Annotated in this window: 24 protein-coding genes and 1 pseudogene; 12 read left to right on the forward strand and 13 right to left on the reverse strand. The window is 35.4% G+C overall.

Translation table 11 applies throughout. The features are described from left to right. Positions 1 to 105: 105 nt before the first annotated feature. Positions 106 to 1,791, forward strand: coding sequence for an MFS transporter (locus TTHT_RS08280; protein WP_201327503.1), 1,686 nt, complete (start codon positions 106 to 108; stop codon positions 1,789 to 1,791). Between the two features lies 1 nt (position 1,792). Further along, on the forward strand, positions 1,793 to 2,281 hold the full coding sequence (gene ispF / locus TTHT_RS08285) for a 2-C-methyl-D-erythritol 2,4-cyclodiphosphate synthase (RefSeq protein WP_201327504.1): 489 nt from the start codon (positions 1,793 to 1,795) through the stop codon (positions 2,279 to 2,281). Between the two features lie 249 nt (positions 2,282 to 2,530). Here ispF and TTHT_RS08290 read toward each other — a convergent pair whose 3' ends face one another. Together TTHT_RS08290 and TTHT_RS08295 are read right to left on the reverse strand one after the other, a co-directional pair. Beyond that, positions 2,531 to 4,060, reverse strand: a complete 1,530-nt coding sequence (locus TTHT_RS08290) for an ATP-binding protein (RefSeq protein WP_201327505.1) — start codon at positions 4,058 to 4,060, stop codon at positions 2,531 to 2,533. Positions 4,061 to 4,161: 101 nt separating this feature from the next. Next, complete coding sequence (locus TTHT_RS08295; protein ID WP_201327506.1) at positions 4,162 to 4,401, reverse strand: hypothetical protein; 240 nt, start codon at positions 4,399 to 4,401, stop codon at positions 4,162 to 4,164. A gap of 385 nt (positions 4,402 to 4,786) precedes the next feature. Here TTHT_RS08295 and TTHT_RS11050 point away from each other — a divergent pair. Next, positions 4,787 to 4,924: pseudogene (locus tag TTHT_RS11050) on the forward strand (2-C-methyl-D-erythritol 2,4-cyclodiphosphate synthase); the annotation flags it as partial. On the opposite strand, the gene TTHT_RS08305 reads toward TTHT_RS11050, so the two are convergent. After that, on the reverse strand, positions 4,914 to 5,606 hold the full coding sequence (locus TTHT_RS08305; protein WP_201327507.1) for a DUF2726 domain-containing protein: 693 nt from the start codon (positions 5,604 to 5,606) through the stop codon (positions 4,914 to 4,916). The pseudogene TTHT_RS11050 and the gene TTHT_RS08305 sit on opposite strands and share 11 nt — an antisense overlap. Before the next feature lie 114 nt (positions 5,607 to 5,720). Here TTHT_RS08305 and TTHT_RS08310 point away from each other — a divergent pair, with 114 nt between their 5' ends. The 8 genes from TTHT_RS08310 to TTHT_RS08345 all read left to right on the forward strand — a co-directional run bounded on the left by TTHT_RS08310 (position 5,721) and on the right by TTHT_RS08345 (position 14,028). Next, entirely contained in the window at positions 5,721 to 7,058 is a 1,338-nt protein-coding gene (locus TTHT_RS08310) for a sodium:solute symporter family protein (protein WP_201327508.1), read from the forward strand. An 86-nt stretch (positions 7,059 to 7,144) separates the two neighbouring features. Continuing rightward, entirely contained in the window at positions 7,145 to 8,308 is a 1,164-nt protein-coding gene (locus TTHT_RS08315) for a class I SAM-dependent rRNA methyltransferase (RefSeq protein WP_201327509.1), read from the forward strand. Position 8,309: 1 nt separating this feature from the next. After that, positions 8,310 to 9,188 (forward strand): ROK family protein, encoded by an 879-nt coding sequence (locus TTHT_RS08320; RefSeq protein WP_201327510.1) that lies wholly within the window; start codon positions 8,310 to 8,312, stop codon positions 9,186 to 9,188. Further along, the gene (locus tag TTHT_RS08325) at positions 9,181 to 11,469 is read left to right on the forward strand and encodes a PP2C family protein-serine/threonine phosphatase (RefSeq protein WP_201327511.1); all 2,289 of its coding nucleotides are present in this window, start codon (positions 9,181 to 9,183) and stop codon (positions 11,467 to 11,469) included. The genes TTHT_RS08320 and TTHT_RS08325 overlap by 8 nt, the downstream gene beginning before the upstream one ends. A 3-nt stretch (positions 11,470 to 11,472) precedes the next feature. Next, positions 11,473 to 12,894, forward strand: a complete 1,422-nt coding sequence (locus tag TTHT_RS08330) for a tetratricopeptide repeat protein (RefSeq protein WP_201327512.1) — start codon at positions 11,473 to 11,475, stop codon at positions 12,892 to 12,894. Continuing rightward, positions 12,882 to 13,352 carry a cyclic nucleotide-binding domain-containing protein gene (locus TTHT_RS08335; RefSeq protein WP_201327513.1) on the forward strand — a complete coding sequence of 157 codons (471 nt, stop codon included), beginning with the start codon at positions 12,882 to 12,884 and terminating at the stop codon, positions 13,350 to 13,352. Before TTHT_RS08330 ends, TTHT_RS08335 begins: the two co-directional genes overlap by 13 nt. Before the next feature lie 127 nt (positions 13,353 to 13,479). After that, positions 13,480 to 13,815: a thioredoxin gene (trxA, locus tag TTHT_RS08340; protein WP_201327514.1), complete on the forward strand. Its 336-nt coding sequence runs from the start codon at positions 13,480 to 13,482 to the stop codon at positions 13,813 to 13,815. Positions 13,816 to 13,827: 12 nt separating this feature from the next. After that, entirely contained in the window at positions 13,828 to 14,028 is a 201-nt protein-coding gene (locus TTHT_RS08345) for an FmdB family zinc ribbon protein (RefSeq protein WP_201327515.1), read from the forward strand. Between the two features lie 75 nt (positions 14,029 to 14,103). On the opposite strand, the gene TTHT_RS08350 is transcribed toward TTHT_RS08345, so the two are convergent. Next, positions 14,104 to 15,783: an ATP-binding protein gene (locus TTHT_RS08350; protein ID WP_201327516.1), complete on the reverse strand. Its 1,680-nt coding sequence runs from the start codon at positions 15,781 to 15,783 to the stop codon at positions 14,104 to 14,106. A 366-nt stretch (positions 15,784 to 16,149) separates the two neighbouring features. Here TTHT_RS08350 and TTHT_RS08355 point away from each other — a divergent pair, with 366 nt between their 5' ends. Then, positions 16,150 to 16,728: a hypothetical protein gene (locus tag TTHT_RS08355; RefSeq protein ID WP_201327517.1), complete on the forward strand. Its 579-nt coding sequence runs from the start codon at positions 16,150 to 16,152 to the stop codon at positions 16,726 to 16,728. A gap of 72 nt (positions 16,729 to 16,800) precedes the next feature. Here TTHT_RS08355 and TTHT_RS08360 read toward each other — a convergent pair whose 3' ends face one another. From TTHT_RS08360 to nuoH, 9 genes are all read right to left on the reverse strand, one after another. Then, on the reverse strand, positions 16,801 to 17,268 hold the full coding sequence (locus tag TTHT_RS08360; protein ID WP_408033901.1) for a DUF4442 domain-containing protein: 468 nt from the start codon (positions 17,266 to 17,268) through the stop codon (positions 16,801 to 16,803). A gap of 5 nt (positions 17,269 to 17,273) precedes the next feature. Next, the gene (locus TTHT_RS08365; RefSeq protein ID WP_201327519.1) at positions 17,274 to 18,680 is read right to left on the reverse strand and encodes a DUF4139 domain-containing protein; all 1,407 of its coding nucleotides are present in this window, start codon (positions 18,678 to 18,680) and stop codon (positions 17,274 to 17,276) included. 164 nt (positions 18,681 to 18,844) lie between these two features. Beyond that, positions 18,845 to 20,290: an NADH-quinone oxidoreductase subunit N gene (locus TTHT_RS08370; RefSeq protein WP_201327520.1), complete on the reverse strand. Its 1,446-nt coding sequence runs from the start codon at positions 20,288 to 20,290 to the stop codon at positions 18,845 to 18,847. Next, the gene (locus TTHT_RS08375) at positions 20,283 to 21,908 is read right to left on the reverse strand and encodes a complex I subunit 4 family protein (protein ID WP_201327521.1); all 1,626 of its coding nucleotides are present in this window, start codon (positions 21,906 to 21,908) and stop codon (positions 20,283 to 20,285) included. The genes TTHT_RS08370 and TTHT_RS08375 overlap by 8 nt, the downstream gene beginning before the upstream one ends. A 20-nt stretch (positions 21,909 to 21,928) precedes the next feature. Further along, positions 21,929 to 24,055, reverse strand: a complete 2,127-nt coding sequence (gene nuoL, locus TTHT_RS08380; protein ID WP_201327522.1) for an NADH-quinone oxidoreductase subunit L — start codon at positions 24,053 to 24,055, stop codon at positions 21,929 to 21,931. Between the two features lie 4 nt (positions 24,056 to 24,059). Next, positions 24,060 to 24,362, reverse strand: coding sequence for an NADH-quinone oxidoreductase subunit NuoK (gene nuoK, locus TTHT_RS08385; protein WP_201327523.1), 303 nt, complete (start codon positions 24,360 to 24,362; stop codon positions 24,060 to 24,062). Next, positions 24,359 to 24,886, reverse strand: a complete 528-nt coding sequence (locus TTHT_RS08390; protein WP_201327524.1) for an NADH-quinone oxidoreductase subunit J family protein — start codon at positions 24,884 to 24,886, stop codon at positions 24,359 to 24,361. Before TTHT_RS08390 ends, nuoK begins: the two co-directional genes overlap by 4 nt. Positions 24,887 to 24,896: 10 nt before the next feature. Beyond that, entirely contained in the window at positions 24,897 to 25,343 is a 447-nt protein-coding gene (locus TTHT_RS08395) for a NuoI/complex I 23 kDa subunit family protein (RefSeq protein ID WP_201327525.1), read from the reverse strand. Between the two features lie 24 nt (positions 25,344 to 25,367). Continuing rightward, positions 25,368 to 26,381: an NADH-quinone oxidoreductase subunit NuoH gene (gene nuoH / locus TTHT_RS08400; protein WP_201327526.1), complete on the reverse strand. Its 1,014-nt coding sequence runs from the start codon at positions 26,379 to 26,381 to the stop codon at positions 25,368 to 25,370. Between the last annotated feature and the right edge of the window lie 9 nt (positions 26,382 to 26,390).

The following is a 26,390-nucleotide window of genomic DNA, read 5'->3' on the forward strand; positions in this document are numbered from 1 at the left end:
CCTCCGAAAATGTTTATCTAATTTAATGATAATACAAAAAATTAGAAAAGTTGTCGTATTTGCTGGTATAATTTTTGTCATAGAAAAAATTACGGGAGGATAGAATTGGCTAAAGGGAAAAACAATGATAGAAATTATGACCCAATTGCCCCTGGAAACGACAACACAAACCCATTAGAGGAGATTATCCAACTTCCTATTGACAATGAAGAAATTAAAGAACCAACTACCACAGAAAAAGAGGCAACAAACCCATTAAGAGAGATTATCCAGCCATTTATTGACTTTGCAAAAGTGCCAAAGGTTTTATGGGGAGTAAACATCTCATACCTGATTGAAGGTATGGTTTACTTCGGAATTTTGACCTTTATGGCAATTTACTTCAACGATTTTTTTGGTCTAAACGACCATCAGGCAGACCTTGTTGTTGGATTTTTCACAGGAGGCATTACCCTCGCAATGCTATTTTTAGGGGGAATGTCAGATAAAATCGGGATAAGAAAGGCGTTGCTTTTTTCCCTTATCTTTATGCTTATAGGCAGAATTATTTTTACAGGCGTGCCGTATGAAATGCTATTTGGTAAAGGCTCATGGGTGGTTTTATACTACGCTGCACTATTTGGGCTTTTCCTTGTTATTATTGGTTACGGAATGTATCAACCTGCCGCCTATGCTGCTGTAAAAGAGTTTACAGACGAAAAAACAGCAACAATGGGATATGCAGTCCTTTACGCAGTAATGAATTTAGGCGGTTTTCTGCCTGGCTTAATATCCCCGAGAATAAGAGCATGGTACAGGGATTTCTTCATTGCAAAACTAAAAGCAGCTGGAATTGCAGTTAACCCTGATGTGCATTACGGGATGTTAGGGGTTTTCTGGTTTTATGTTATTTCAACATTTTTAGGGATTGTTGTTTTATTGATTTATGTTAACAAAAAGACAATTGCAAAGGCATTAGAAGAAAAGAAACAAAAAGAGCTTGCTCAGGGCAAATCAGAAGAACAGATAGAAAAAGAAAGACAGGAAAACAAACCAAAGAAGAGAAGCTTAAAACAGTACTTTTTAGAACACCCATTAAGGGATGTAAAGTTTGCATTCTTTATTTTTGCATTAATCCCTGTTCAAACATTATTTGCCCACAACTGGCTAACACTTCCACAGTATGTTGACAGGGCATTCGGCCCAACAGTTAAGGCAAACATGGAACTCTTCGTAAACTTTAACCCGATACTTATTTTTATATTAACCCCGCTTGTTGCAGCAATTACCGCAAAATCTGACACAATGAAAATGATGATATTAGGCACCTTTGTAATGGCTTTGCCTACATTCTTCCTTGCAATAGGGCCAAATGTTTACACATTGTTTGCATACATTATTGTTATGTCAATAGGCGAGGCTATGTGGCAGCCGAGATTCTTGCAGTATGCGGCAGAATTAGCACCTCCCGGAAGGACAGGGGAATACATGGGGATTGCACAGTTTCCATGGTTTTTAACAAAAATTATTACAGCGCTATACGCAGGTTGGTTTCTCATGCATTACTGCCCTGTTGAAGGCCCAAAACACACTGAGCAGATGTGGTTTTACTATGGATTAATTGCAATCACATCCCCAATTCTTCTATTCCTCACAAGGGGATGGCTTAGAAAAGAAAAAGAGGAGAGAGACGAGTCTATCCTCTCCACAATTATTGCAATTTTTATTGGGATAATTGTTGTAGCAATTCTCATTTACATGGTAAAAATGTTAATAACCATACTTGTTACAATTCCTATGTCAAGAATATAAAATGGATATCAGAATAGGACAGGGAATAGACTTTCACAAATTTGAATACGGAAGAAAGCTAATAATAGGGGGAGTTCAGTTTGACTCCCCCTTTGGCTTAAAAGGCCATTCAGACGCAGATGTATTGCTTCACGCAATAACAGATGCACTTTTAGGGGCAATTGGCGAAAAAGACATTGGCTTCCACTTCCCCGATACTAATGAGGAATTCAAAAACGTAGATTCAAGGATTTTTCTTGAAAAAGCAATAAGCCTTGCAAGGGGAAAAGGGTTTGAAATATCAAACATAGACGCCACAATAATCTGCGAAACCCCAAAAATAAACCCATTCAGGGAAAAGATTGAAGAAAACATAGCAAACATACTCAAAATTGAAAAAAACAGGGTAAACATTAAAGCCACAACAACCGAAAAAATGGGCTTCATCGGCCGCAAAGAAGGGATTGCTGCAACCGCTGTTGTACTGCTGGAATCAGTAACTAATCAATAGAGGCAATATATTTGCATTAAGGAAATTTGCCTTTGAAGTAAAAAAAAATTATTTTAACAACAATAAATGTCTTAATAAAATAATAATGAAAAATACATAATTAATTATAAAACTCTTAATCTTTAGAATTTATAAAAGATCGGCAAGAACTGCTAAAAGGATCTTAGTATATATTTTTTGTTTACTTCTTTAGAATAACATCCTCGGTATAAAAAATAGTAAAAGATAATACCTATGCAATTAAATGTTTCATAAACCTAATTCTTCAATTGTTTTCCCCTCAAGTTGGTAATTGTTTCCAAGACTATCTTTTCTCTTATTTATTTCTACAATTATGTTCTCAACAGATCTTGGGATTTCTTTTGCAACTAGTCTCGCAACTTTAGGGCTTTTCCCTTCATCTTTTACTACACCATCCCAATACATTAATAACTGGTAAGCATCTAATGGAGCAGCTGTTCCCGCTTTTAATTCATAAATATGTATTCCCCCATCATTTAATTCATGATAAATATCCACTTTCACGCCAGCACCACTCCAAATAGGTTTATCTCTTTGGACAGTGCTGTTTGTGCAATGTCCTTCTAACATTATTTTCAATTTCTTTGATAAATCTCTCTCGATTTTAGCACCAGTTATTCTTTGTGGTTTATAATCATCAGCATCGAGTTTTTCTAGTAATCTTATCCAATATGGGTTATGAGGATTTAAACTAATTTTGTTATTTACAGTTCTAAATTTAGAATCATTTAAAATAAGTTCCCCAACAAATTTATTAAAGTTGTTATGTCTTGGAATATCAGGCCAAATCTCAGGAAGTTGACCAGCTTTTAGAACACGACCCCTAACAACTATATCAATACCTTGTGTTGGAATATTCCCTTGATAATAAATTTTTAAAGGATAAGGTTTCCCTTGAGAAACATCTCTTACTTTTTCAGTATCTAAATTCCCTCTAACATAAATTGCTCTAGCACATCCCTCTGGACCCTCGACTTCAAATTCTGTAGATTGAGAACCACCTGCATCATAAGGTATCTTAATTGGTTTTATTCTAAACTCTTCCCATTCAGCATTATTATTAGGATTTCTTTCATCATCCCCTAAAATTCTCCACCTTAACCACAACTTATTGTGTTCATTATTTAAAAATCCTCTATACATTACTCCTAAATGTTCTATAAATCTTTCTACCAAAGTTTCAAAGGTTCTTGCTCTGGGATATAATGTATTGAAAAACTCAAAAGATGTCTCTGCAACAACTCTTGTCCCACGATCTAATTTAACATGGGCAAGTCCTTTATTCCATAAAGTGATATCATCCAATTCTAATTTCATTTGGGAACTAAAGGGTCCTTTAACTAAATAAACCAACTTCTGATTTACTGCTTCGTCGTCTCTTGTTTTAAGAGTCCAAGGAAGTTTGTTCCCTATCGTTAAGACACATAGAGCATTTTTCAAGCCAAAACCATGCTCATTTAAAGGTCCTTCCGATCTCCCCTTACCACCTAAAGAAAAAATGTGTTCTGTTATTTCATCAACTGTCATTCCAATTCCTTCATCTGCTACTGTTACCAATATTTTATTTCCTAATTTCTCCAATGTTATCTCAATTTTGAATGGAAGTAAATCACCTTCTGAATCTTTACCAGAGGCTGATATGCTATTATCAATTAATTCTCCTATTACTTGATGAAAATCCATTTCTTGTCTCCCTAATCCTTCCCAATATCTTTCTTCTTCGATGGAAATTATCACATCTTTAGGAAAATCACTCATTTTATTTCACCTCCTTAAATTACTATGTATTTTTTGTGGGTTTATTACTAAATGATAAATATGATATTGGATAGTGGCGAGTATGAAAATCAAGAAGTGGGCTAAGCATTTTCAACCTCATTAATACCCTTTTTCGTAATCGTAATAAAACCACCAAGACCTACAATTTGAACCAACCCTTCTTTGACAAGATATTCCAAAACTATTTCTTTAGTTAATCCCTTGTCAAACCCCAGTTCTTTGCCAACTTCATACATATCGATTGGTTCATATCCCTTTTCCCTGCTTAATTCGTAAAGTTTATGAAGAAACTCACTTTTCAATTCATCTTTTGTACTCATTTTTTAACTCCTAATCTCATTTTATTTATTTATCAAACATTAGGTATACATATTTTATTATATTAAATCATACACTTACACTCCTTACTATTCTTTCAAAGAAATTTCCCATCTTCTTAGGTTTTTGTCCACATTGATTTTATTAGTAGATTCCTTTCTCTTAAAATATTTGACACTATCTTTAAAAGTCATTAAATATAGATTATTTCCCAGCATCTATCACTCTTCTTTTAAATTTAATTTATTATATTGAAAAAAAAAGAGAAAAACAAGTTTTTTTTGATTTTTTTTCTTTTTTGAGTGAGAATAGGTAGTCTTATCTTAATTCAAAACAGTGGAATGGTAGAATTTCGTTTACCTACCCTGACAAAAAATTTAGACAAAAAACATTGCCCAGATATTTAAAATTGAAAAAAACAGAGTAAACATAAAAGCAACAACAACTGAAAAAATGGGCTTTATCGGCCGCAAAGAAGGCATTGCTGCAACCGCTGTTGTGCTGCTTATTTCAACTAATCAATAGGTTCAATATATCTGCATTCCGGGAATCTTGAGCATGCCCAGAATTTTTTTCCTGCATTTTTTCCTTTTTTTGCCACTTTAATTACCATTTTAGAATTACATTTAGGGCACAATTTAACATCTTCAACAGGAATTTCAGGCACTTTTGTTTCCCTTAAATTTACATAATTTGAGAGGATGTCTCTAATCTCATTTGGAGAATACCCTTCCCTCACATTTATTTCAAGCAAGGGTATTCCTGCACTTTCGCATGCTTTCCTTAAAAAATCGTCTCTTTCCATTCTTTTTGCAGATTTATGGCTTTTGTCGTTTAACTCAATAACACACAACACTTCAAGTGTGTTTTTATCACATATAACAAAATCAAAATGCTTCCCTGAAATTCTGTTAAATGCCTTTTGCCATTCACTTTTATCAAGCCTTGAAAGGGGAGTTAAAATATCGGCAACCCTGATTTTTGCAAATATATCCGCATGTCCTTCCAGTACTCCTTTTAATACCCCGTAAAAAGACCTTTCAGCAGGGGTAAAAACACTTTTCTTTTTCCTGTATGGCAACTTTTGCTCTTTTAAAATAAAAACACCTTCTTTGTTTAATACCTTTATAATTTGCTTTGCTACCATAATTAAAATCAACAGTGCAATTAATCCGCTTATCGCTAACACAATAAGATTTAAAAGCATTGTAGCCTCCTAACTCATACTTAATAATGCAGATATTTTGTATTTTATATTAAGCAGAAAATTCTTCAAGAAAAAAACTTTGTTTGTTTTTGGGGACAGGATATAATTCTTTCTATGAAATCGGTTTTTCTTGTTGTTTATTTGATTTACTCGGCAGTTGTTATAATCTTCTCTTTTCTTTCAAAAAGCAAAGAGGAGACGACAGAGTCATTCTGGACAGACAACAGGCAGGTTGGGGGTTTAAGGGCGGGGCTTTCCCTTTCTGCAACCTTTATGTCTATAAGCTGGTCTGTGGCTTATGGGATTGAGGTTTTTTTAAACTATGGATTTGGCGGTTTTTTTGTTTTATCCCTGCCGTGGCTGATTGTGCTTGGAATTTTCTTTATCTTTGCGCCAAAACTCAGGGATATTCCGGTATTCTCTCAGCCTGAATTGATTAGAAGAAGGTTTGGTGAACGGGCGGCAACACTGTCTGCTATCCCTATTTTGATTGTTTTTATTATCTGGGGGGGAGCGGAATTGGCCGTCGCTGCAAAGATAATTGGGAAGGCAACTGATATTTCTTACCTTGCAGTATTGTTTTTTTCCGTGCTTGTTATCGCAATTTATATGTCTTTAAGCGGAGTTGAGGCTGTAATTGTTACAGATGTTATTCAATACTCTCTTATCGCTGTTTTTTTTGTAATCCTTGTAATTGCAGGGAAGAATTCAGGTGTTGAAAACAATTCGGTACTTGTTTTTGATTTGAAAAAGATAAATCCGTTTTTCATTTTTCTAACCTTAATTGCATACCTTCCAGGCTGGCTTGTTGAAACTGATATATGGATAAGGCTTCAGGTTACAAAAAACGGAAAAGAGGCAAGGAAGGCAATGGGTGTTGCCTTCTTAAACGCTTTGCTGTTTGTTTTTCTCTTCCCTATGGTTGTTGCTTTCTTTGTGCCTGATACTTTTAAATCCGGGGAAAGCGCCGTTTTTTACCTTATTTCGCTTATTAAAAACAAAATTATTCTTTCAATTGTGGCAATAGGGCTTGTAGCTGCATCAATGTCAACAATTGATACCTGCCTTAATGTTGCGGCAATGACTCTTTCTTACGATATGAAAAAGAAAAAAAGCAAGAAGTTTAACATTATATCAATTTGGATCGCATCACTCCTTGCGGCACTTTCCGGGATTTACTTTGATTCTTTGAAAGACGCCTTTTACCTTTCAAGCGGCATTTTCTCAACAACCCTTTTTATCCCTGTTATTGCCGCATATTCAAAAAGAGATTTTAAAAAGGGGGTTGAAGCTGTTTTGTTGCTGGCGCCTTTTATAACAATACTGTTTTACATTCTTGAAAAGTACAGGATAATTCAAATTCCAGACGCAAACGGAATTGGGTATATTTTAATCTCAAGCATTTTTTCCGTGATTATTTTTTTCACCGCTTCAAAAATAAGCAAGGATTAGCATTTCTTTAAACTTACATTCAGCCTGATAGCAAAACCAACCTTTTCTTTGCTATAATCAAACAAAAGGGATTAAGGTGGAATTTAATGAAAGAATTGATTGTAAAAGACAAAAGGGCAAAGAGGAGAATCTCATACGGTTATCTCTGGGTTTACTCAAACGAGGTAAGAAATTTAAAGGATTTTGAAGAGGGGGAGACAGGGATTCTTGTTGACGAAAAGGGAGATTTTCTTGCAACAGCATACATAAACCCCCACTCTCTTATATGCGCAAGGATACTTTCAAGAAAAAAGGTAAACCCGAATATTCAGTTTTTTGAGAACAAACTTAAAAAAATTGTTGAGTATAAAAAAAGCATAGTTGACTTAAACAATTCAAGGATAGTGTTTGCAGAAGGTGATGAATTGCCGGGCTTTATTCTTGATTTTTACGGTGGAAGGGTTTTGTCTGCACAATTTAACACAATGGGGGCTGAAAAACTCTCTGAACCTTTCTTGAAAGCAGTTGAGATTGTTTTGGGAAAATTCCCTGTTGTAATAAAGAACCAGTCTGTATTCAGGGGGAAAGAAAACCTTGAAATAGAAGTTAAAACAAAGGGTGAGGTGCCTGAAGAGGTTGAAATTGAGGAAAACGGAATAAAGATGCTTGTGCCTGTTTTAAAGGGACAAAAAACAGGCTATTACTTTGACCAGAGGGATAACAAGAAAAGATTTTCAGAGTTTGCAAATGGGGAAGTTCTTGACCTTTTCTCTTACATAGGTGGGTTTGGATTACACGCAGCAAAAAGTGCAGAAAAGGTAACCTTTGTTGATTCCTCTGAAAATGCAATTGAGTACTGCAAAAAAAATATGGAATTGAATAACTTTTCTAACGGGGAATATTACAAACTTGACGCCTTTAAGGCTATAAAGATTTTCAAAGAAAATGGCAGAAATTTTGATTTAATATCAGTTGATCCGCCTGCATTTACAAAGTCAAGAAAGACTCTTGACAGGGCAATTAAAGGTTATGAAAACCTTAACAGAGAAGCCTTTAGCCTTTTAAAAAAGGGGGGCATTGTTTTTACAATGAGTTGCTCAAGGCTTGTTGACATTAACACATTTGACAGGATTATAGAAAAGGCGGTTATTTCAAGCGGGGTTAAGTTAAGGGTTATAGGCAGGCTTTACCAGGCAAAAGACCACACAGTTTTGCCATATATGAAAGAAACAGAGTATTTGAAGGGGCTTGTTTTAATGAGGATAAAATGAAATGAAAATACTTGCTCTTGACATAGGGGGGACAAACACAAAGATTGCACTTGCAAACAAAAATGGCAATTTTGAAAAAGGATACCCCGTTGTTGAGAAAACAAAACCCCCTATTGAAAATTTTTTGTCTGAAATTTTTGAAAAATACCTCAACAATGCCGAAAAGATAGGCATAAGCATAGCCTCAAATGTAAATAGCAAAGGGGTTGTTGTAAACTCAACAAACCTTGAAATACCCAAAAACTTCCCTTTAAAAGAATTTGTTGAGAGAAAAACAGGAAAAGAGTGCAGGGTAATAAACGATGGAAACGCCTCGGCAATTGCAGTATCAAACATAGATGAATTTAAGCAATTTAAAAACATTGTCTCGGTAACTTTAGGAACGGGGATAGGCGGTGGAATTATCCTGAACGGCAAAGTGCTAACAAGCAAAACAGGGCTTGACAGCGAAATAGGGCATATCACAATTGTGCCCAACGGGAAAAGGTGCAATTGCGGGAATTACGGCTGTGTTGAAGCGTACTGCGGGGAAAGGGGAATTGTTGAAAGGTTTAATGAAAAATCAGAAAAAGAAATAGAAAATACACTTGAATTGAAAAAACTTTTGGAGAAAAACGACAGAATTGCAAGGGACATTGTCATAGAGACAGGAAACTATTTAGGACTGGCACTTGCAATCATTACCAATATTTTAGGAATTGAAGCCTTTGCTTTAGGAGGAGGGGTTTGCGGATTGGGAGGTTTGCTAATTGAAACAATAAAAAGTTATTTGCGTAAAAATTGTTTTGGAAGCAAGATTGGAATCTTCCCTGATGTAAAGGTAATAAAAGAGTACCAGTACCTCTCTCTGAAGGGTGCTGCGGAGTTATTTAATGAATGAAAAACCTCTGTTTATTAAATTTAAAGCATTTTTTATTTTTGCAATAACTGCTGTTTGCTTTCTATTTTACGCAAGAAGTGTCCCAGATGAGGGAATCGTCCCCCTACAAACAGCAAAAGATATAAAAGTCCTTTTTGTAAAGAAGAATAGCGAAGCATTCAAAAAAGGAGTAAAACCTGGCTTTTCGATAGTGGGTGTCAATCACAAGTTAGTTAAAAGTATAGATGATATAGAAAACCTTATAACATACCCCGAAACAGACTTTCTTTTTGAAAACAATAAAGGGGATTTAATTGAAATCATACTAATAGAGAGAAAAATCAGGAGAATTGTCCAGCCTGAAATTGTTTTTATTCTTATCTCCCTGCTACTTTATATTCTTTCTATAACTTTAATATTAAACAATTGGGAAATAAAAGAACTCTATTTTTTACATTCAGCAATTTTTATAACCCACTTTGCTTCCCTTGCTTTTATTGTAAGCCCTTCTTACACCTCATTTGAATCATTTATAGTGCTTGCGGTGCTAATAGCCTTTCCCGGAGTGCCATTTTTACTTGCAAGTTTTGTTCAAGAAAGAGAATTGGAATCTCACAAAAAGAGTTTTAAATTTATACTGCCTGGATTAATATTAATTGGCTACTTAATACTGTGGCAAAGTTCAATAATAAAATCTATCGCTGTTTCAACTGGTCTGCTTGCAACAGGATACTTTTACCTTGCTTCAATATTTAAAAGAAACAAATCGCCTATGTTTTTCCCATCCTGGTTCTTTTATCTCTCACTTTACTTTGGAGCAATCACCTTAATAATACTTGCTATTTTAATAAAAGGAATAATTCTATTCTGGCTTGTTAAACTTTTTGTAGCCCAGCAGATTATATTTAACGCCCTTATCCTCTACAATATTTTAAAATACGGCATATCAAACAAAAAACTTGCTTTGAAAAAATCTTTTGTAGATGCCTTTATCTTTCTCATTCTCCTTGTACTTTACACATTTCTTTTATACTTTCTAAACAAAACCCTCGGGGAAAACTTTATATCAAAGAATTTAAAGATTTACTCAATAATGTTAGGTATACTAATTGTTTTCATACTAAACCCAATTAACGAATGGATAAAAGACAAACTTGAATTTCTGCTTTTCAAGCAGGAGAGAAAACTTGCCACCAAGGTTTTTGAAATTACAGATAAAATGATAACCCTTACCGATAGCAGAGAAATAGAGAGATACCTTAAAGACATATTAAACGACTTTTTAAAACTTGATATTCAGGTATTTATTCAGGTTGAGAAAAACTCTTTTAAAAAACTCAACTCACATAAAATATACGAATTTAATTATCAAGAAATGGACGCAAAATCAATCTCTCAAACACCACTGAAAAGTTTTGAGGAAACAGGCTACGAGTATCTATACCACTTTTCAGAAAATGAAAATTTAAAAACCATTGTTCTTGCAAAAGAACCTTTAACTGTGCAGCAGAAAAAAATGCTTGAACACATATTTATTCAATTTGCTTTAACCTATCAGAACATTAAACTTATTGAAAAGGCTCAAAGGCAGATAGAGCTTGAAAGGGACATGAAAATTGCAGGGCTTATTCAGAAAAGTTTAATCCCCTCTTTTCACCCAGAAGGAAAAAATTTTGAGGTGTATGGAATTTCTGAAAGTGCAAGGACTGTTGGAGGAGACTTTTTCGATTACCTGCCTTCTGAAGATAAAAAGATAAAGGCAATAATTGGAGATGTTGCAGGAAAATCAGTGCCTGCCGCAATTATGATGGTATCGGCAAAAGAAACACTCTTTGCAAGGAGTGTGAACATAGACTCCCCATCAAAACTTATGAGAGAATCAAACAGGCTTCTCTATTTGAGAAGCAATAAAAATATGTTTGTAGCCTGTATATACTTTGTATTTGACCCTGAAAAATTAACCCTAAATTACATAAATGCGGGGATGCCTTCCCCATATTTAATAAGGGAAAATACAATAAGCATACTGAAAAAGCAAAAAATAAGATTCCCTCTTGGATTGCTTCCAGATGTTCAATACCAGGAAGAAAACCTGAAATTACTCAAAGGGGATACCCTTATCTTTATGACAGACGGGGTTACCGAATCCTTAGGAGAAAATATAGTGCCAGTATTAGAGGAGTGCACCAATTTAGAAACAGCAGTTGAAATAGCAAAATGTGTAATTGACTCTGTAAAAAGAAAAACAGAAAACATTCTTGAAGATGACGCAACAATAATTGTTTTAAAGATAAGGGAGTAAAAAATGAAAAGAGTATTCTTGATTGTTAATGTAATTATCTTAATTTTAATATCAGCAATCTGGGGCATGCGATTTTTCAGCGAAAAGGAAAATCTTTATTCAACAAAAAACAAAGAGGCTCTAAAACATTACAAAGCAGGGGTAAACTACACAATGATGTACTATGTGCCAGAAGCAAGGAAGGAGTTTGCCCTTGCTATTAAAAAAGACCCAAACTTCCCATTACCCTATATATTCCAGATTATGATGTCAAGGGGATTGAAAGGCTCAAACATCCCTGATTACTACAAAAAGATAGCTGTGCCTCAAAAAAACTGGACTGAATTTGAAAAAGAATTCACTTCAATTTTTCTGGAATACACAGCAAAGAGGGAAAAGATAAAAGGAGATAGAAAGTTTGCAAAGAGGATAGAAAACTTTATAGACAAGTATGCTGACAGAATTGAGATATACCCAATTATCCTTCCCATGTATCAAACAGCAATAGGAGACACCAACAAATTAATAAAATACTATGAGTACTTACACGAAAAATTTCCCAACAATACCCAGATTATAAACAGGCTGGGCTACCTCTACCTTCAAAAGAAAGAATACAAAAAAGCAGAAAATGCCTTTAAAAAATATATATTTATAGAGCCTGACAACGCAAACCCATACGACAGTATTGCAGACCTGTACTATACTCAGGGAAATTATAAAAAGGCTATTGAGAATTACCAAAAAGCTCTTTCAATTAAACCTGATTTTCCAAATTCAAAAATTAAACTTGCCTTATGCTACATATTCACCGGAAAACTTAAACTTGCCGAGAAGAAACTAAACGAAATTTTAGAACTTAAAAACACAATCCCATATCTCACATTTTCTGCATACAACATAAAAGCCATTCTTTATTTACTTGAAGGAGAAACAGAAAAAATAAAAGAGTTGTACCAAAGCTTCAACCCCCCAAAAGATTACTTCTGTTTTAAACTTCCTATACAGGCTTTTTATGGGTACTCAATAAAAGATAAAAATTTGCTGTCAAAAGCCATTGAAAATTCAGAAAAATGCCCCCACTTTATTAGACAGCTAATTGCACCTCTAAAAATTCCTTTACTTATCTGGCTGGGAAAAGAAAATCAGGCTGAAAAACTTATTCAATCAATACTTCAAAAAATAAATGATTTAACTTACGACAGAAAAGTTTTCTATATAAACCTGATTGCAGATTACTACCTTGAAAAGAAAGAATATTCAAAAATTGAAAAACTGCTTCCCTACCTTAATGAAAAAGACAAAGCATATCTTGAATTGCTTATGGCAAAATCTCAAAACAATAAAGAAAAGTGTAAAGAATTTGCCAAAAAACTGCTTCAATACTATAATGAAGCTGACGAAAACTTCTATAAAAAGAAAGAGGCTTTAAAATGTCTGAAGTAAACGCCATAGAAATTTTAAAAAAGATTTATGTATTTGAGGATTTAAACCATGAGCAATTAGAAAAAGTTGCACAATTATTAAAACCTGTGAAGGCAAAAGAAGGAAAAACAATAATCAAAGAAAACACAAAGGGAGACGATATATTCATAATACTTGACGGGCAGGTTAGAGTTAGCAGGTTTATAAATGGAAAAGAAGAGGCTATTACTTTTCTAAATCCCGGTGATATATTTGGAGAAATGGCTATTTTAGGTAAACAGGAAAGAAGCGCAACAGTTATTGCACACACAGATTTAATTATGTTTAAGTTTAAAGGGAAAGAATTTAAATCACTTTTAGACAGCGACATCAATTTAGGCTTTTTTGTTTACAGGAAAATGGCTCAAACCCTTGCAAAAAGGCTAAAAGAGCTTGATAAAAGATACCACGACATACTTGCCCTTGTATCTATGTGGTAAATTTTCAATTAAAACAAAAAAATAAAAATTTGGTTAATTTGTTTGTAACCTTTTTGAAAATGTAATATCATACACAAGTGACTGTGGCATTATAACGGCCAGCTAAAAATGACAGGAGGAAATAGATATGGCAAAAAACATAGTAGAAATTACCGATGCAAACTTTCAGTCAGAGGTGTTAGACCACAAGGGAGTGGTACTTGTAGACTTCTGGGCACCATGGTGTGGCCCATGCAGAATGATTGCTCCGATTCTTGAAGAACTTGCCACCGAATACGAAGGCAAAGTTAAAATAGGAAAGGTTAATGTTGACGAACATCAGGCTTATGCAAGAAATTACGGAATTGCATCAATTCCAACATTACTTCTTTTCAAAGACGGGAAATTAATTGACAGGGCAATAGGCGCAATGCCAAAGCCTCACCTTGAACAATTTTTAATGGGAGCGCTTTTATCCAACTAAGGAGGTACACCAATGCCCATTTACGAATACCGCTGCAAAGACTGCGGTAAAACTTTTGAAAAATTAGTGTTCAGCTCTGCACAAAGCGAAAATGTAGAATGCGAGCACTGTAAAAGCAGAAATACTGAAAAGCTTGTGTCCACAATATCATCTGCAGGGCTTTCCTCATCAGGAAGCACCGGCGGTTCATGTGGATACGGCGGATTTAGCTGAGCGTAAAAAAAATTAAGGCAGGTTGCCTTAAAGAATAAGCCCCGAGAATTCTCGGGGCTTTTTTATTACACATTTTTACCCTATTTTAAATCCCATTTCCCTTTTAGACTTATTGCGACCCTTAAACTCTGCTTCTTCCTTAGCAAGCCTTAAAACAATTTCATCAATCTCCTCACTATTGTTCAATGTGGAGGCTATAATAAACTTTCTAATAACATTGTCTATCTCTCCCCCTGTCAAATAAAAAGAAGAAAGTTTTTCATAGGTTTCATCCTTTAACCCATTTAGCTTTGAAATCCATATCTTCATTCTCACTTCTCTTTCAGGAAAATCAAACTTAATTTTAAAATGAAACCTTCTGAAAAAAGCATTGTCTATTTCGTCAATAAGGTTTGTAGTTGCAATTAAAATTCCATCAAAATTTTCAAATTCGTTTAGAAAAACATTAACCACATTGTTTGACATTCTACCGGTATTCCCATTAACAGAGCCTCTCTTTCCAAGCAAAGCATCAATCTCGTTTAAAAGCAGGATTGGTTTTTTCTCCTCTTGCTCAGCAATTCTACGATATTCATTAAAAATCCTCTTTACATTCTTCTCACTCTCCCCAACCCACATATCAAAAACCTGCTCAAGGTTTAATTTAAGCAACTTTCTGCCGCTTGACCTTGCAAGCTGAAGTGCTAACTCTGTCTTTCCTGTACCGGAATGGCCGTAAAAGAGAACAGTTATCCCTGAATTTAACTTGCTTTTCTTGTATGTTGAAACAAGCTTCTTAAAATTCCTCTGTTTAAAAACCCTTTCAAGCTCTTTTACAGAGCCATGGATATCTTTATTGTAAAAAAGTTCCTTTTTATCAATCTTCGAAATTTGCTCCAATAAATCTGAATATTCATCATCTTCATCAACATAGTCTCTTCCTATCAAATCGTTAATAAATTGACTTGAAAGCTTAAAGTAAATTTTGCCTCTATCGTCCTTTTTTCTTTCCAGAATACCTGATTTTACAAGAATAAAATCGTTGTCATTCCCTTCTCTAAAATAATTAGCTATTTTGTAAAACTGAAGAATATCCCTGATGCTTGACACAAAAATCTTTGTATTCATCCTGATGTCAGTAAAATAATATATTACTTTTGCAAGAAAGACTAAATCCTGAAAAGGCAAAGTCGAAATAACCTGATAGTAAGGCACTTGTTCCCAGAGTCTCTTAACAAGCTTTTTAATATGTAATTCCAGAACAGATTTTCTATCAATTTCTATCAAATAATGCTCACTCATTTTGAAGAAAATTTTAATAACTCTGTCAAAAAAACTAAGCAAATCAATAATCTGTTCATTATCCTCTTTTTTAATCTTCCCACTATGAAAAAAAGCAGCTGCATCATTAGAAAGAATACAGCGGGGGATGATATAAAACTTTTTCTTGTCTTTTTCATCAGAAAAAGACCTATATCTCGGATCTGAATCAATTAATGGATACAGCCATAAATCTTCAATTAAATTAATTACCTCTTTATAAAAATCGTCAAATTTGAACCCCTTTTCAGGTAAAACATCAAGCAATTTTTTTACAGTAAGACAATTGCCATAAACCAATTGCAAATAATAGGTATAACACAGGATAAAAGCTGCTTTTTTTGAAACATTTAATTTCTCGCTTACAAAATCAAAAATAGAAGATTCCTTTAAACCTTTTTCAACACTCTCCTGGTTTTTAAAAACCTTAAGTAATCTGTCTAAATCAAATTCCATAAAACCTCCGTTAAATTTTAGAGGTTAATAAAAAATAGACTGAAAAAAACCAATAACCCGCGGTCGCCCCTCACGGCTTCCGCCACCCTTATAGATTTTCAAAGAACAAAAAGATGCCCCTTCTTTCAGAGACAAAAAAACTATTTAATTTTTCACCTGGATTTTTAAGTGGTTTTCAATATATCAAAAATTTAATCAAATGTCAAGAAAAATATAAGGGGTACCATAACTGGGTATAAAGGGAAGAAAGAATTTTACTTTAGAAAGATTAACAAGGTAACCACAAAAAAGATAAAACAGGAAATATAAAAAACATGCACATATAAGTGGTAAAATAAAAAAAACAAAAAAAACGGGGGATAAATTATGGAGAGTATAAAAGACTTTCAAAATTTAGAGGAAAAACTAAATTCATTCCTTAAAAAAGACGAAAAAGTACTATGGGAAGGAAAGCCTGAAAAAAATTTTTATATGGAAGGCATTGATTATTATGTATTTTTCATCGGCTTTGTTATGTTGCTTTTTTCACTTTTCAACATAATTAGCAGTCTAAAAATGCACTCAAGAGGTGGAAGGGATATTGTTGGAGCCATATTTAGCATCCCTTTTCTTTTAATAGGATTTTATTTAGCATTAGGAAGATACATACACAGATATAAGAAAATCAAAAATACCCGTTATTTTATTACCAACAAAAGGATAATATTATCGGAAAAATTTTTCGGAGATTGTTTTTTGTCTTACATAAACATTAAAAACATAGAAAAAATTGACAAAAAAACAAAGAGAAACGGCCTTGCAGACCTAACTTTTAGCAAAGGGTCTCTTACACAATCAGAGATGAAAGAAAGCCTATTATCATCTGAAAGAATTATGATAACCTTTAGAAACATTAGAGACTATCAGAATGTCTTAGCCATTGTAACTGATATAAAAAACAGATAATAAATAAAAACTCAAAAAGTTGTCTTGAAATAAACCCTTTCTGAAAAAATGAAAAAAGTTTCTAAAAACCTGCTATTTCTTTCTCACATACTCAATCTTTTCAACAAGTGCAATTAATTGGCCTGATTTATCTTTAATCTCAACTGTAAATGGAAACTCCCCCTTCCCGTTTTTATCAACTTCTCTTTTAATATTTTCAATTATCTCATCGTCTATTCTAAACTCTGCAAAAACATCTGTTGTACCGGGCTTAATAAACTTTATGCAGGACTTTTTATCCCAGACTATGTAATCTTTCCCCAAATTTTTAATAAGCATTATCATATAAAACGGGTCTGTCATTGAAAAAAGAGAGCCGCCAAACTGTGTACCGACATAGTTCCTATTGTACCAGCGGAGTTTTAGCCTCACTTTTATGTATCTAAAATCCTTGCTAACCTTCTCAACCTTTATTCCAGAAAACAAAAACGGGGGATAAAAAATCACAAAAAACCTGAATCCCCCTGACTTGCTTGATAATCTCTTTAGAAAAGCCCCCATACCTTTTAATAGTAAATATCCATATCAGCAGGATAGACTACTGAAAATGTTACCTCTATAACAATCTTATCGTGCGGTTTTAAATTAACCTCGCCACTTAATTTGCCCTCTTTATTAATATTATACTTTTTCAAACCTTTAACCTTAACATCTTTAACAACAATCCCTTCCAATGTTGAAACGGGAATTCTGTCAATTACAAAAACTCTTTTTTCTTTATTCCCTAAATTTCTTAATGTTATTTTATATCCCTTTTTGTCAATTTTCTTTTTACTGAAAAAGCCCTCTTCACTTCCCATATTTAAAACAGGTTCTCTCTTAACATCTATAGCATACTCTTTCCCAGCAAATATCCTGTAAACATCTGTTTCTTTGTCAAATGTCCCTGTAACATTAGAGTAAGACTCCTTTCCTGCAAACACCTGCCAGTTAGAACCCAATGGGGCAAATGGGAGTTTAAAGGAATACTCTTTGTAAACATCAAGTGATTGATAAGGATAAACAACAAGCCTTTTAGTTAACTTAACCTCTTTTTCATCAATTTTAAACTTTTTCTCAACCCCATTTGATGGAAGTGAAATATTGTTAAGCAAAAATATCCTTGTATCAAGTTGATTAACAACAGGCATCTTCTCTTTTGCAGCAGTTTTCATCATCCTTCTTGTTTGAGGCACAGCACCAAGAAAACCTTCTCTATCTGACGGTTCAATATGAGGCTCCCCTGTTATAGTCCACGGATAAAATTCAATAACCTCAAAATATCTTGATGAATTCATTGCAAGTATATAAAATTCATCTGCCTTAATATCAATTCCGCTTCTATTTAAAAGAGACAACTCTTTAACAACCCTGCAGGTCTTTCCATCATTATTTATAAATAATTTGTTTTTGGTTGATATTTGTATCCCCTGAAACTCCATTTTAAAAGAATAAATCTTTTCAGGTAAATCACAAAAATAAGGCTTTAATGTATATGTTGAAGACTTTAACAGCTTCTCCAACTTCTCCCTTTTAACCTTCAAAGCATTTAATTTTCTTTCAATAGAAGAATATTTCTTTGCATAATTCTCTGAATTCTTCAAAAAGAGTGCAAAATCTCCGTTGCTTTTCAACTGCAAACTGCGAAAAGCCTTATCAATAACCTCTTTTTGTTTCTTTAATGTTGCAATATCATTTTTTAATTTAATGTAATCAATATAAGTCTTAAAAAGGGAAAAATTCTGCGGGACTTTCTCTCCTTTAAAAATGGGAAGAACTTCATTGTTGCAAACAACATTTACATCCTTGTTAAAACCTATAAAAGATGAAGGCTTATCAGGGTAATATACAACCTTGTCATTAAACACCCTTACTTCTGAAGAAAAAGCAAAGAAAGTGCACAGTAAAACAAATAAAATTAGACCCTTTCTCATAATTACCTCCGCTTTTTGTCTAAGCTAATTCTATAACATTTAGACGGGAAAAATCATCTTTTTGTTGGATTAAATTATTGTCTTCAAATGAAATTAATGTGTGTGAAGGAAAATATAATAAAAAAAGCCCCGAAAATTCGGGGCTTATTATTCTTAGAGGGTTTCTACATTCCAAAAACATTCTTTATAGCATCAAAGAGGGGAGTTGGGTAAATTCCCACAAACAATGTTCCAACAATTGTAAGAAAAACAACTGCTTTTTCATTTAAAGAAAGTTCAAACTGCTTGGTAAATTTATGCTCTTTAAGGTACATCATCTTTACAACTCTGAAATAGTAGTAAAGTGAAACTGCAGATGCTAAAACTGCCACAGTTACAAGGAAGTATAAACCGGAATTTATTGCAGCACCAAATAGATAGAATTTACCGAAAAATCCTATTGTTGGCGGAATCCCTGCAAGGGAAAGCATAAAGATTAGCATAATTGCAGAAAGAACAGGGTGAACCTGAGCCATTCCTCTGTAATCTTCAATATTCTCTCCAAAACCGTCTTTTTTGGAGAGAATAATAACTATAGCAAATGCACCAATATTCATAAATGAGTAAGCAACAAGGTAAAGAATCATTGCCTTAATTGCTATAGGTGTCCCTGCAATTATCCCAAGCGACATATAACCTGCGTGGGCAATTGAAGAATATGCAAGCATTCTCTTAATATTCTGTTGCCTTATTGCCGCAAAGTTACCCCATATCATTGTCATAAAGGAAAGTGCTGCAAGCGCAGGCATCCAATCATACTTAATCCCGCCGAATGCACCTATAAAGATTCTGATAAAGATTGCAAGTGCCGCAGCCTTTGGGGCAACAGACATAAAAGCGGTAATTGGTGTCGGTGCACCTGTGTATGCATCAGGCGCCCACTGGTGGAATGGAAAAAGCGCAATTTTAAATCCCAAAGATACAAGGATAAAAATCACCCCGATTACTGCAAATAAACTTAAGCCAGGTGCAACAAGGGGGATTTTCTGAAAGAGTAAATCAATCCTTGTTGTTCCTGTTAAACCGTACATTATTGATGCACCGAAGATAAAGAAGGCTGAAGAAAAAGCCCCTAAAATAAAGTATTTAAACGCTGCTTCAGGGGAAATACTTGTGTACTTAAAGTAACCAACAAGCACATAAACTGAAATAGCCATCAATTCAAGAGATACAAAGATTGTAAGCAAGTCGTTTGCGGAAGCCATTAAAAACATTCCGCTTATAGAATAGAGGATTAATGAAAAATATTCAGCGGAAGAGTACTTGTTTTCGTCAACAAAATCAATTGACAGTAAAATTACAAGTAATCCAACCCAAAGTGTTATTACCTTGATTAAGAGAGAAAACCCGTCTGACTTGTACAAGCCAAAAAAGCCTGTTTCATTTAAAGGCACTTTAAACAGTGCGATTGCAGCAATTACCAGAGTAAGTATTGATAACCCTGCAAGCAAATGGGTTTTCTTTTTAGCGAAAAACGCTCCGAATAGCACCACTGTTGCGCCTATTATAAGCACAATCTCAGGCAGCAACAGCGAACTGCTACTTGCTATCTGAGAGAGGATGTTATTCATGGTGTCCCTCTTCTGCCTCTTTTTCTATTTCTTTCTTTGCTTTGTTTAAATCAAATTTAACCTGTTCCCTGCTGAAAAACCCTGGTTCAACCTGTTCAACAAGGTGGTTTACAGGTGCTTCTAATGCCCTGAACAATGGCTTTGGATAAAGGCCTATCCAGAATGCAAGCAAAATCAAAGGCATAAAGTAAGCAACTTCCCTTGGTGTTAAGTCTTTTAAAACACCTTTCTTGTGAAGCTCAAGGTTTTCTTCTGAAACTTCGTTGAACATTACCCTCTGATATAGCCAGAGCATATATGCAGCGCCTAAAACAATACCTGATGTTGCAACAATTGCCCAGATTGGTTTTGCCTGGAATGCACCAGCAAGTATTGTAAATTCACCAACAAAGCCATTTAACCCAGGAAGTCCTATTGATGATAAAGTCATTATCATAAACACGGTTGCGTAAACAGGCATAATCTTTGATAATCCGCCGTACTCTTTAATAAGCCTTGTGTGCTTTCTCTCATAAACAATACCAACTATCAAGAAGAGTGCGCCTGTTGAAATACCGTGGTTAATCATCTGGATAATTGAACCGTTAATTCCATTTGGATTTAAGGCAAAAAGACCAAGCATACACATACCAAGGTGGGAAACGGATGAGTATGCAACAAGCTTTTTCATATCCTTCTGAATAAGTGCAACTAAAGCACCGTAAATAATACCTACAATTGCTAAGAATACAAAGTAAGGTAACAGAGCCTTTGTTGCATCAGGAAAAATAGGAAGCAAGAATCTCAAAAATCCGTAAGTTCCCATCTTTAAGAGAACACCGGCAAGGATTACTGAACCTGCTGTCGGTGCTTCAACGTGAGCATCTGGCAACCATGTGTGGAATGGGAACATTGGAACCTTAATTGCAAATCCTAAAAAGAATGCAATTGCAAGCAAGTACTGCCAGGTTTTTGAAGTGTGGGCAGCAATGTATGATGCAAGCTGATGGTAAGACTGAATATCAAATGTCCACACACCGTTAACCTTGTGGTTGTAAAAGTAAAGTGCAAGGATTGCCACAAGCATTAAAACAGAACCTGCAAGTGTATAGAGGAAGAACTTGATTGCTGCATAAAGCTTCCTTGGGCCTCCCCATACTCCAATAAGGAAGTACATTGGAACAAGCATTACTTCCCAGAAAACATAAAACAAGAAGAAGTCTTCTGCAATAAATACCCCTAACATACCTGTCTGCAAAAGCAGCAACAGAACATAGTACTCTTTTTCTCTGTGCTTAATAGCTTCAAAGGAAGACCAAATAGCAATAAAACCCAATAAAGTCGTTAAAAGAACGAGAACCAAAGATATACCGTCAATCCCAACTGCATACCTTATACCTAATGAAGGAATCCAGCTAACACTTTCCTCAAACTGCATCTTCCATGTTGTTGGGTCATAGTAAAACCACAACGGAAGTGAAAGAATGAAATCAACAACCGCAATAAAGAACGCACTGTACTTTATTGCCTTTGTGTTTTCCTTGTTCAGGAAAAGTGCTATAAGTATCGCTCCAATTGTCGGTAAAAAGGTTACAATTGTTAAAATTGGAAACCCTAACACATTGTTCACATTACTCATTTACCCACTCTCCTCTTTCTTTATCTAAATATGTAATAACCGATTAAAACTATAAACCCAAGTGCCATAACAAACGCATAGGTTTGAACATAACCTGTTTGTACCCTTCTGAAAAGATAACCTATGCCTTCAACCGTCTGTCCAACAATGTTTACCAGGCCGTCAACAACAATTCTGTCAAAGTATCCGCTTGCCTCTGAAACCATGATAGTAAAATGTCTTGCGCCGTTAACAATTCCGTCAACAACCCAGACATCAAAACCCCAGAGGTAAGTACCTAAATTCTTTGTAGCCTGAACAAACATTGCTTCATATATTTCGTCAACAAAGAACTTGTTGTGAACAACATGGAAAACACCGCTAAATGTATTGACAAATTTTTCAGGTAAATCTGGCCTTTTAATGTAAAAGAGGTATGCAATACCGATACCAATTAAAGCAATCAGTATTGAAAGCCCCATAAAGCCAAACTCAACCGCTTCGCTTGCATGGTGTGTTGCACGCAGGAAATGAGGATGCCTTAAAGCAGGCTCAAGCCACTCTTCAAGCATATTGGGAATATGCCCTAAATACTTTCCTAAAAGCTGAGGAAATCCAAGGTAACCGCCTAAAAGAGCGCCTGCGGCAAGAATTATCAAAGGCCATGTCATAACCTTGGGAGATTCGTGAATATGCTTTTTCTCCTCCTCTGTTCCCTTAAATTCTCCAAAGAAAGTCATAAAAACAAGCCTGAACATATAGAAAGCGGTAAACCCAGCGGCAATTGCCCCTAACAGCCAGTAAAACCAGTAAATCTTATGCCCATAAACAAGAGCCATCTCTGCATTCTTCCAGAGGATTTCATCCTTTGAGAAGAAACCAGAAAAACCGGGGATTCCGGCAATTGCCAAAGTTGCAATCAAGAATGTCCAGTATGTTGTAGGCATCAACTTCCTTAACCCGCCCATATTTCTCATATCCTGCGGGTCTTTATGATGCTCGTTTGTTTTGTGATAAGCATGGTGCATAGCATGGATAATAGAACCTGAACCCAAAAACAGGCAAGCTTTAAAAAAAGCGTGAGTCATAACATGGAAAATACCTGCCCAGTATGCAGCAGCACCCATTGCCATAAACATATAGCCTAACTGTGAAACTGTTGAATATGCAAGCACCTTCTTTATGTCGTACTGTGCAGTGCCTATAATTGCGGAAAATAGTGCTGTTGTTGCTCCAACAAGGCCAACAACCATTAAAGCTATAGGTGCGTTTGAATAGATAGCACTTGACCTTGCTATCATGTAAAGCCCTGAAGTTACCATTGTAGCAGCGTGAATAAGAGCAGAAACAGGAGTTGGGCCTGCCATAGCATCAGGCAACCACACATAGAGTGGAATCTGAGCAGATTTTCCTGTTGCACCAATAAAAAGGCAAACACCAATTATGTTAAAAAGCATCTGCCCTGAAATGTGCCAGTTTCCATAGTTGAAACCCATCTGGTAAACTTCAGCAACCCTTGAGAAAACCTGGTCAAAGTTTAAAGACCCAAATGCAACAAATATAAACATCAAACCAATAACAAAACCAAAGTCTCCAACCCTGTTTACAATAAACGCTTTTTTACCTGCATCTGATGCAAACTTTTTGTCAAAGTAATAACCGATAAGAAGGTAAGAACATAGCCCAACGCCTTCCCATCCGATAAACATCATCAGGTAATTTCCACCTAAAACAAGGATAAGCATTGAACCCATAAAGAGGTTAAGGTATGCAAAGTACCTTGCAAACCCCTCTTCTTCCCACATATACCCTATTGAGTAAATGTGGATTACAAAACCAACGCCTGTAACAACAAGCCCCATTACAGCTGACAACGGGTCTAACTTAAATTCCCATGCAACATTGAATACTGCATTTAAATTGTTTGAGATATGTGCAGCACCAACATTTATCCAATCAAATAGGTGAACAGTTACATTCCTCGCTTCAGCAGGAAGTTTTGCAAGTTCAAAAACAGATAGCACCATCAGTATAAAAGAAAGTGCAACTGTTGTGTTTGCAATAGCAGCAACTGTTTTTTTGGAAAACCTCTTCCTGCCAACAAGCCCATTAATAAAAGTCCCGATAAAAGGAAACAGCGGTACTAACCAGATATACTTCATAAACATAGGCCTATCCCTTCAACTCATTAAAATGGTCTATTTGAATAGAATTTTTATTCCTGTAAAGAGCCACCGCGATTGCCAGGCCTATGGCCACCTCGCTCGCCGCAACGCACATAACAAATATGGCAAAAACCTGTCCTGCAACATTGTCTAAATACCTTGAAAAGGCAATCAGGTTAACATTTGCCGCATTCATCATCAACTCTAATGACATAAGCATAATAAGAGCATTTCTTCTAATTAAAACACCTAAAACCCCTATTGAAAAAAGAATAACTGAATAAATTAAAACATGGCTTATCGGTATCATTGTTCCGTCCTCGCTTTTGTTAGAATTATCGCGCCAATTAAAGCGACAAGAAGAAGAACAGACGCAATTTCAAATGGAAGAATAAACTTTGTGTAAAGTGTCATAGCCACAGCCTCTGTACTTCCGCCTGCAATTATGTTGTGTACAACCTTAGGTGCTTCTCCAAAAGGCATTGCATAAAAGGTTGCACCTAAAAGAACAATTAAAGCAATGACTAAAATAACAGACACAAGGGAATAGGTGTTGTAAAGCCTTAAATTCTCCAATTTATGCAGAGCAACAAGCAAAACCACAAAGAGGAATAGAACAATTATACCCCCTGCATAAACAAGCAATTGAACAGCAGCAAGGAATTCTGAATCAAACAAAAGGTAAATCCCCGCAACTAAAATCATTGTAAAAAGCATTGCAATAACCGAGTGAATCGCATTCTTTGAAAATACAATTCCCAGAGCGGTTACAATGCTCAACCCCATTACAATATAGATAAGGTAATGGGATAAAAATTGACTTAACGCTTCCATCTGCCCCCCCTTACTTCTTGTACTCCACCTTAGGGGTGGGAACATACATTTTTTCTTTGTTAAAGTAAAAATCCTTTCTTGAGTACTGTGCAAGCTCGTATTCATCATTTAGCTTAATAGCACCAAAGTTGCACGACTCAACACAGAGCCCACAGAAAATACATCTATCCATATTAAAGTTATACTCTTCAGGATACCTTGTTTTTCTGCCCTCTTTTTTACCAGGCTTAATCTCAATAACCTGAGTGGGGCAAATCCTTACGCATGCCATACAGCATACGCATTTGTCCTCACCGTTTTCGTCTTTTAGTAAAGTAAGCCTTCCTCTAAACCTCGGAAAAGGCTTTAACTTTTGCTTAGGATACTGCACAGTTACAGTTTTCTTAAACTGATGCTTAAATGTAACGGCAGCACCCTGTATCAAATCCTTGTAATTGAATGTCTTTATAAAATTCACTAACCCCTTCACTTTGCCACCTCTTTACTTCAATAAAAAGAATGCTGTAATAAAAATGTTAATCAAGGTTACCGGGATAAAGAACTTCCAGCCTATCTGCATCAACTGGTCATACCTGTACCTTGGATAGGTTGCCCTAATCCACAGATACCCAAAAAGGAATAAACCAACCTTGATTGCAAACCATACAAAAGACGGAATAGGTAAAAACCCCAAACCGTAGAATGGCTGCCAGCCACCTAAGAAACAGATTGTTGCAATTGATGAAACAACAATCATATTTGCGTATTCAGCAAGGTAGAAGAAAGCAAACTTCATACCTGAATACTCTGTGTGAAATCCTGCAACAAGCTCTGTTTCCGCCTCAGGCAAATCGTAAGGAGCCCTGTTTGTCTCAGCAACTGCACAGGCAATATAAACAAGAAATGCTAAAATTTGCGGAAAAACAAACCACATATCCTTTTGAGCCTCAACAATTCCCCTTGTTGAAAGGGTATTTGCCATCATAACAGGGCCTACCAGAGCCAGTGTTAATGGCACCTCATAGGAAACCATCTGGGCAGCGGAACGAAGCCCACCTAAAAGTGGATACTTTGAATTTGATGCCCAGCCGCCTAAAAGTATGCCGTAAATCCCAATTGAGGAGATGGCAAGTATATACAAAATACCAATGTTTAAGTCCGATATCACAGCAGGAACAGGCTCTTTCGCCAGTCCAAACAATGTGGTTTCACTTCCCCATGGAACAACTAAAAATGAAAGCAATGCTGGTACAATAGAAATTGTCGGGGCAATCCAGTAAACAAGTTTATCAGCCTTTAAAGGAATAATATCCTCTTTTAAAAATAGCTTTAGACCATCAGCAATAGGCTGTAATAAACCATATGGTCCAACCCTCATAGGACCTAACCTTACCTGCATAAAAGCAATTACCTTTCTCTCAGCATAAGTCAAAAACAATACCACTAACAAAACCACAAGGAAAACCGCAATAATTTTAGCGGTAGGTAGCAACACATAAGCAGTCGTCCAGTCCATAGATTCCCC

The sequence above is a fragment of the Thermotomaculum hydrothermale genome (genome assembly GCF_016592575.1).
Lineage (GTDB): Bacteria > Acidobacteriota > Holophagae > Thermotomaculales > Thermotomaculaceae > Thermotomaculum > Thermotomaculum hydrothermale.

Coding starts and splice junctions, on each gene's coding strand:
- TTHT_RS08330 (WP_201327512.1), top strand. CDS start 11,473: ATGAAAAGAGTATTCTTGATTGTTAATGTAATTATCTTAATTTTAATA.
- TTHT_RS08305 (WP_201327507.1), bottom strand. CDS start 5,606: ATGCTTTTAAATCTTATTGTGTTAGCGATAAGCGGATTAATTGCACTG.
- nuoK (WP_201327523.1), bottom strand. CDS start 24,362: ATGATACCGATAAGCCATGTTTTAATTTATTCAGTTATTCTTTTTTCA.
- TTHT_RS08355 (WP_201327517.1), top strand. CDS start 16,150: ATGGAGAGTATAAAAGACTTTCAAAATTTAGAGGAAAAACTAAATTCA.
- nuoL (WP_201327522.1), bottom strand. CDS start 24,055: ATGTTTATGAAGTATATCTGGTTAGTACCGCTGTTTCCTTTTATCGGG.
- TTHT_RS08290 (WP_201327505.1), bottom strand. CDS start 4,060: ATGAGTGATTTTCCTAAAGATGTGATAATTTCCATCGAAGAAGAAAGA.
- TTHT_RS08345 (WP_201327515.1), top strand. CDS start 13,828: ATGCCCATTTACGAATACCGCTGCAAAGACTGCGGTAAAACTTTTGAA.
- nuoH (WP_201327526.1), bottom strand. CDS start 26,381: ATGGACTGGACGACTGCTTATGTGTTGCTACCTACCGCTAAAATTATT.
- TTHT_RS08350 (WP_201327516.1), bottom strand. CDS start 15,783: ATGGAATTTGATTTAGACAGATTACTTAAGGTTTTTAAAAACCAGGAG.
- TTHT_RS08295 (WP_201327506.1), bottom strand. CDS start 4,401: ATGAGTACAAAAGATGAATTGAAAAGTGAGTTTCTTCATAAACTTTAC.
- TTHT_RS08310 (WP_201327508.1), top strand. CDS start 5,721: ATGAAATCGGTTTTTCTTGTTGTTTATTTGATTTACTCGGCAGTTGTT.
- TTHT_RS08325 (WP_201327511.1), top strand. CDS start 9,181: ATGAATGAAAAACCTCTGTTTATTAAATTTAAAGCATTTTTTATTTTT.
- TTHT_RS08375 (WP_201327521.1), bottom strand. CDS start 21,908: ATGAGTAATGTGAACAATGTGTTAGGGTTTCCAATTTTAACAATTGTA.
- TTHT_RS08370 (WP_201327520.1), bottom strand. CDS start 20,290: ATGAATAACATCCTCTCTCAGATAGCAAGTAGCAGTTCGCTGTTGCTG.
- TTHT_RS08320 (WP_201327510.1), top strand. CDS start 8,310: ATGAAAATACTTGCTCTTGACATAGGGGGGACAAACACAAAGATTGCA.
- TTHT_RS08360 (WP_408033901.1), bottom strand. CDS start 17,268: ATGGGGGCTTTTCTAAAGAGATTATCAAGCAAGTCAGGGGGATTCAGG.
- trxA (WP_201327514.1), top strand. CDS start 13,480: ATGGCAAAAAACATAGTAGAAATTACCGATGCAAACTTTCAGTCAGAG.
- TTHT_RS08390 (WP_201327524.1), bottom strand. CDS start 24,886: ATGGAAGCGTTAAGTCAATTTTTATCCCATTACCTTATCTATATTGTA.
- ispF (WP_201327504.1), top strand. CDS start 1,793: ATGGATATCAGAATAGGACAGGGAATAGACTTTCACAAATTTGAATAC.
- TTHT_RS08335 (WP_201327513.1), top strand. CDS start 12,882: ATGTCTGAAGTAAACGCCATAGAAATTTTAAAAAAGATTTATGTATTT.
- TTHT_RS08365 (WP_201327519.1), bottom strand. CDS start 18,680: ATGAGAAAGGGTCTAATTTTATTTGTTTTACTGTGCACTTTCTTTGCT.
- TTHT_RS08315 (WP_201327509.1), top strand. CDS start 7,145: ATGAAAGAATTGATTGTAAAAGACAAAAGGGCAAAGAGGAGAATCTCA.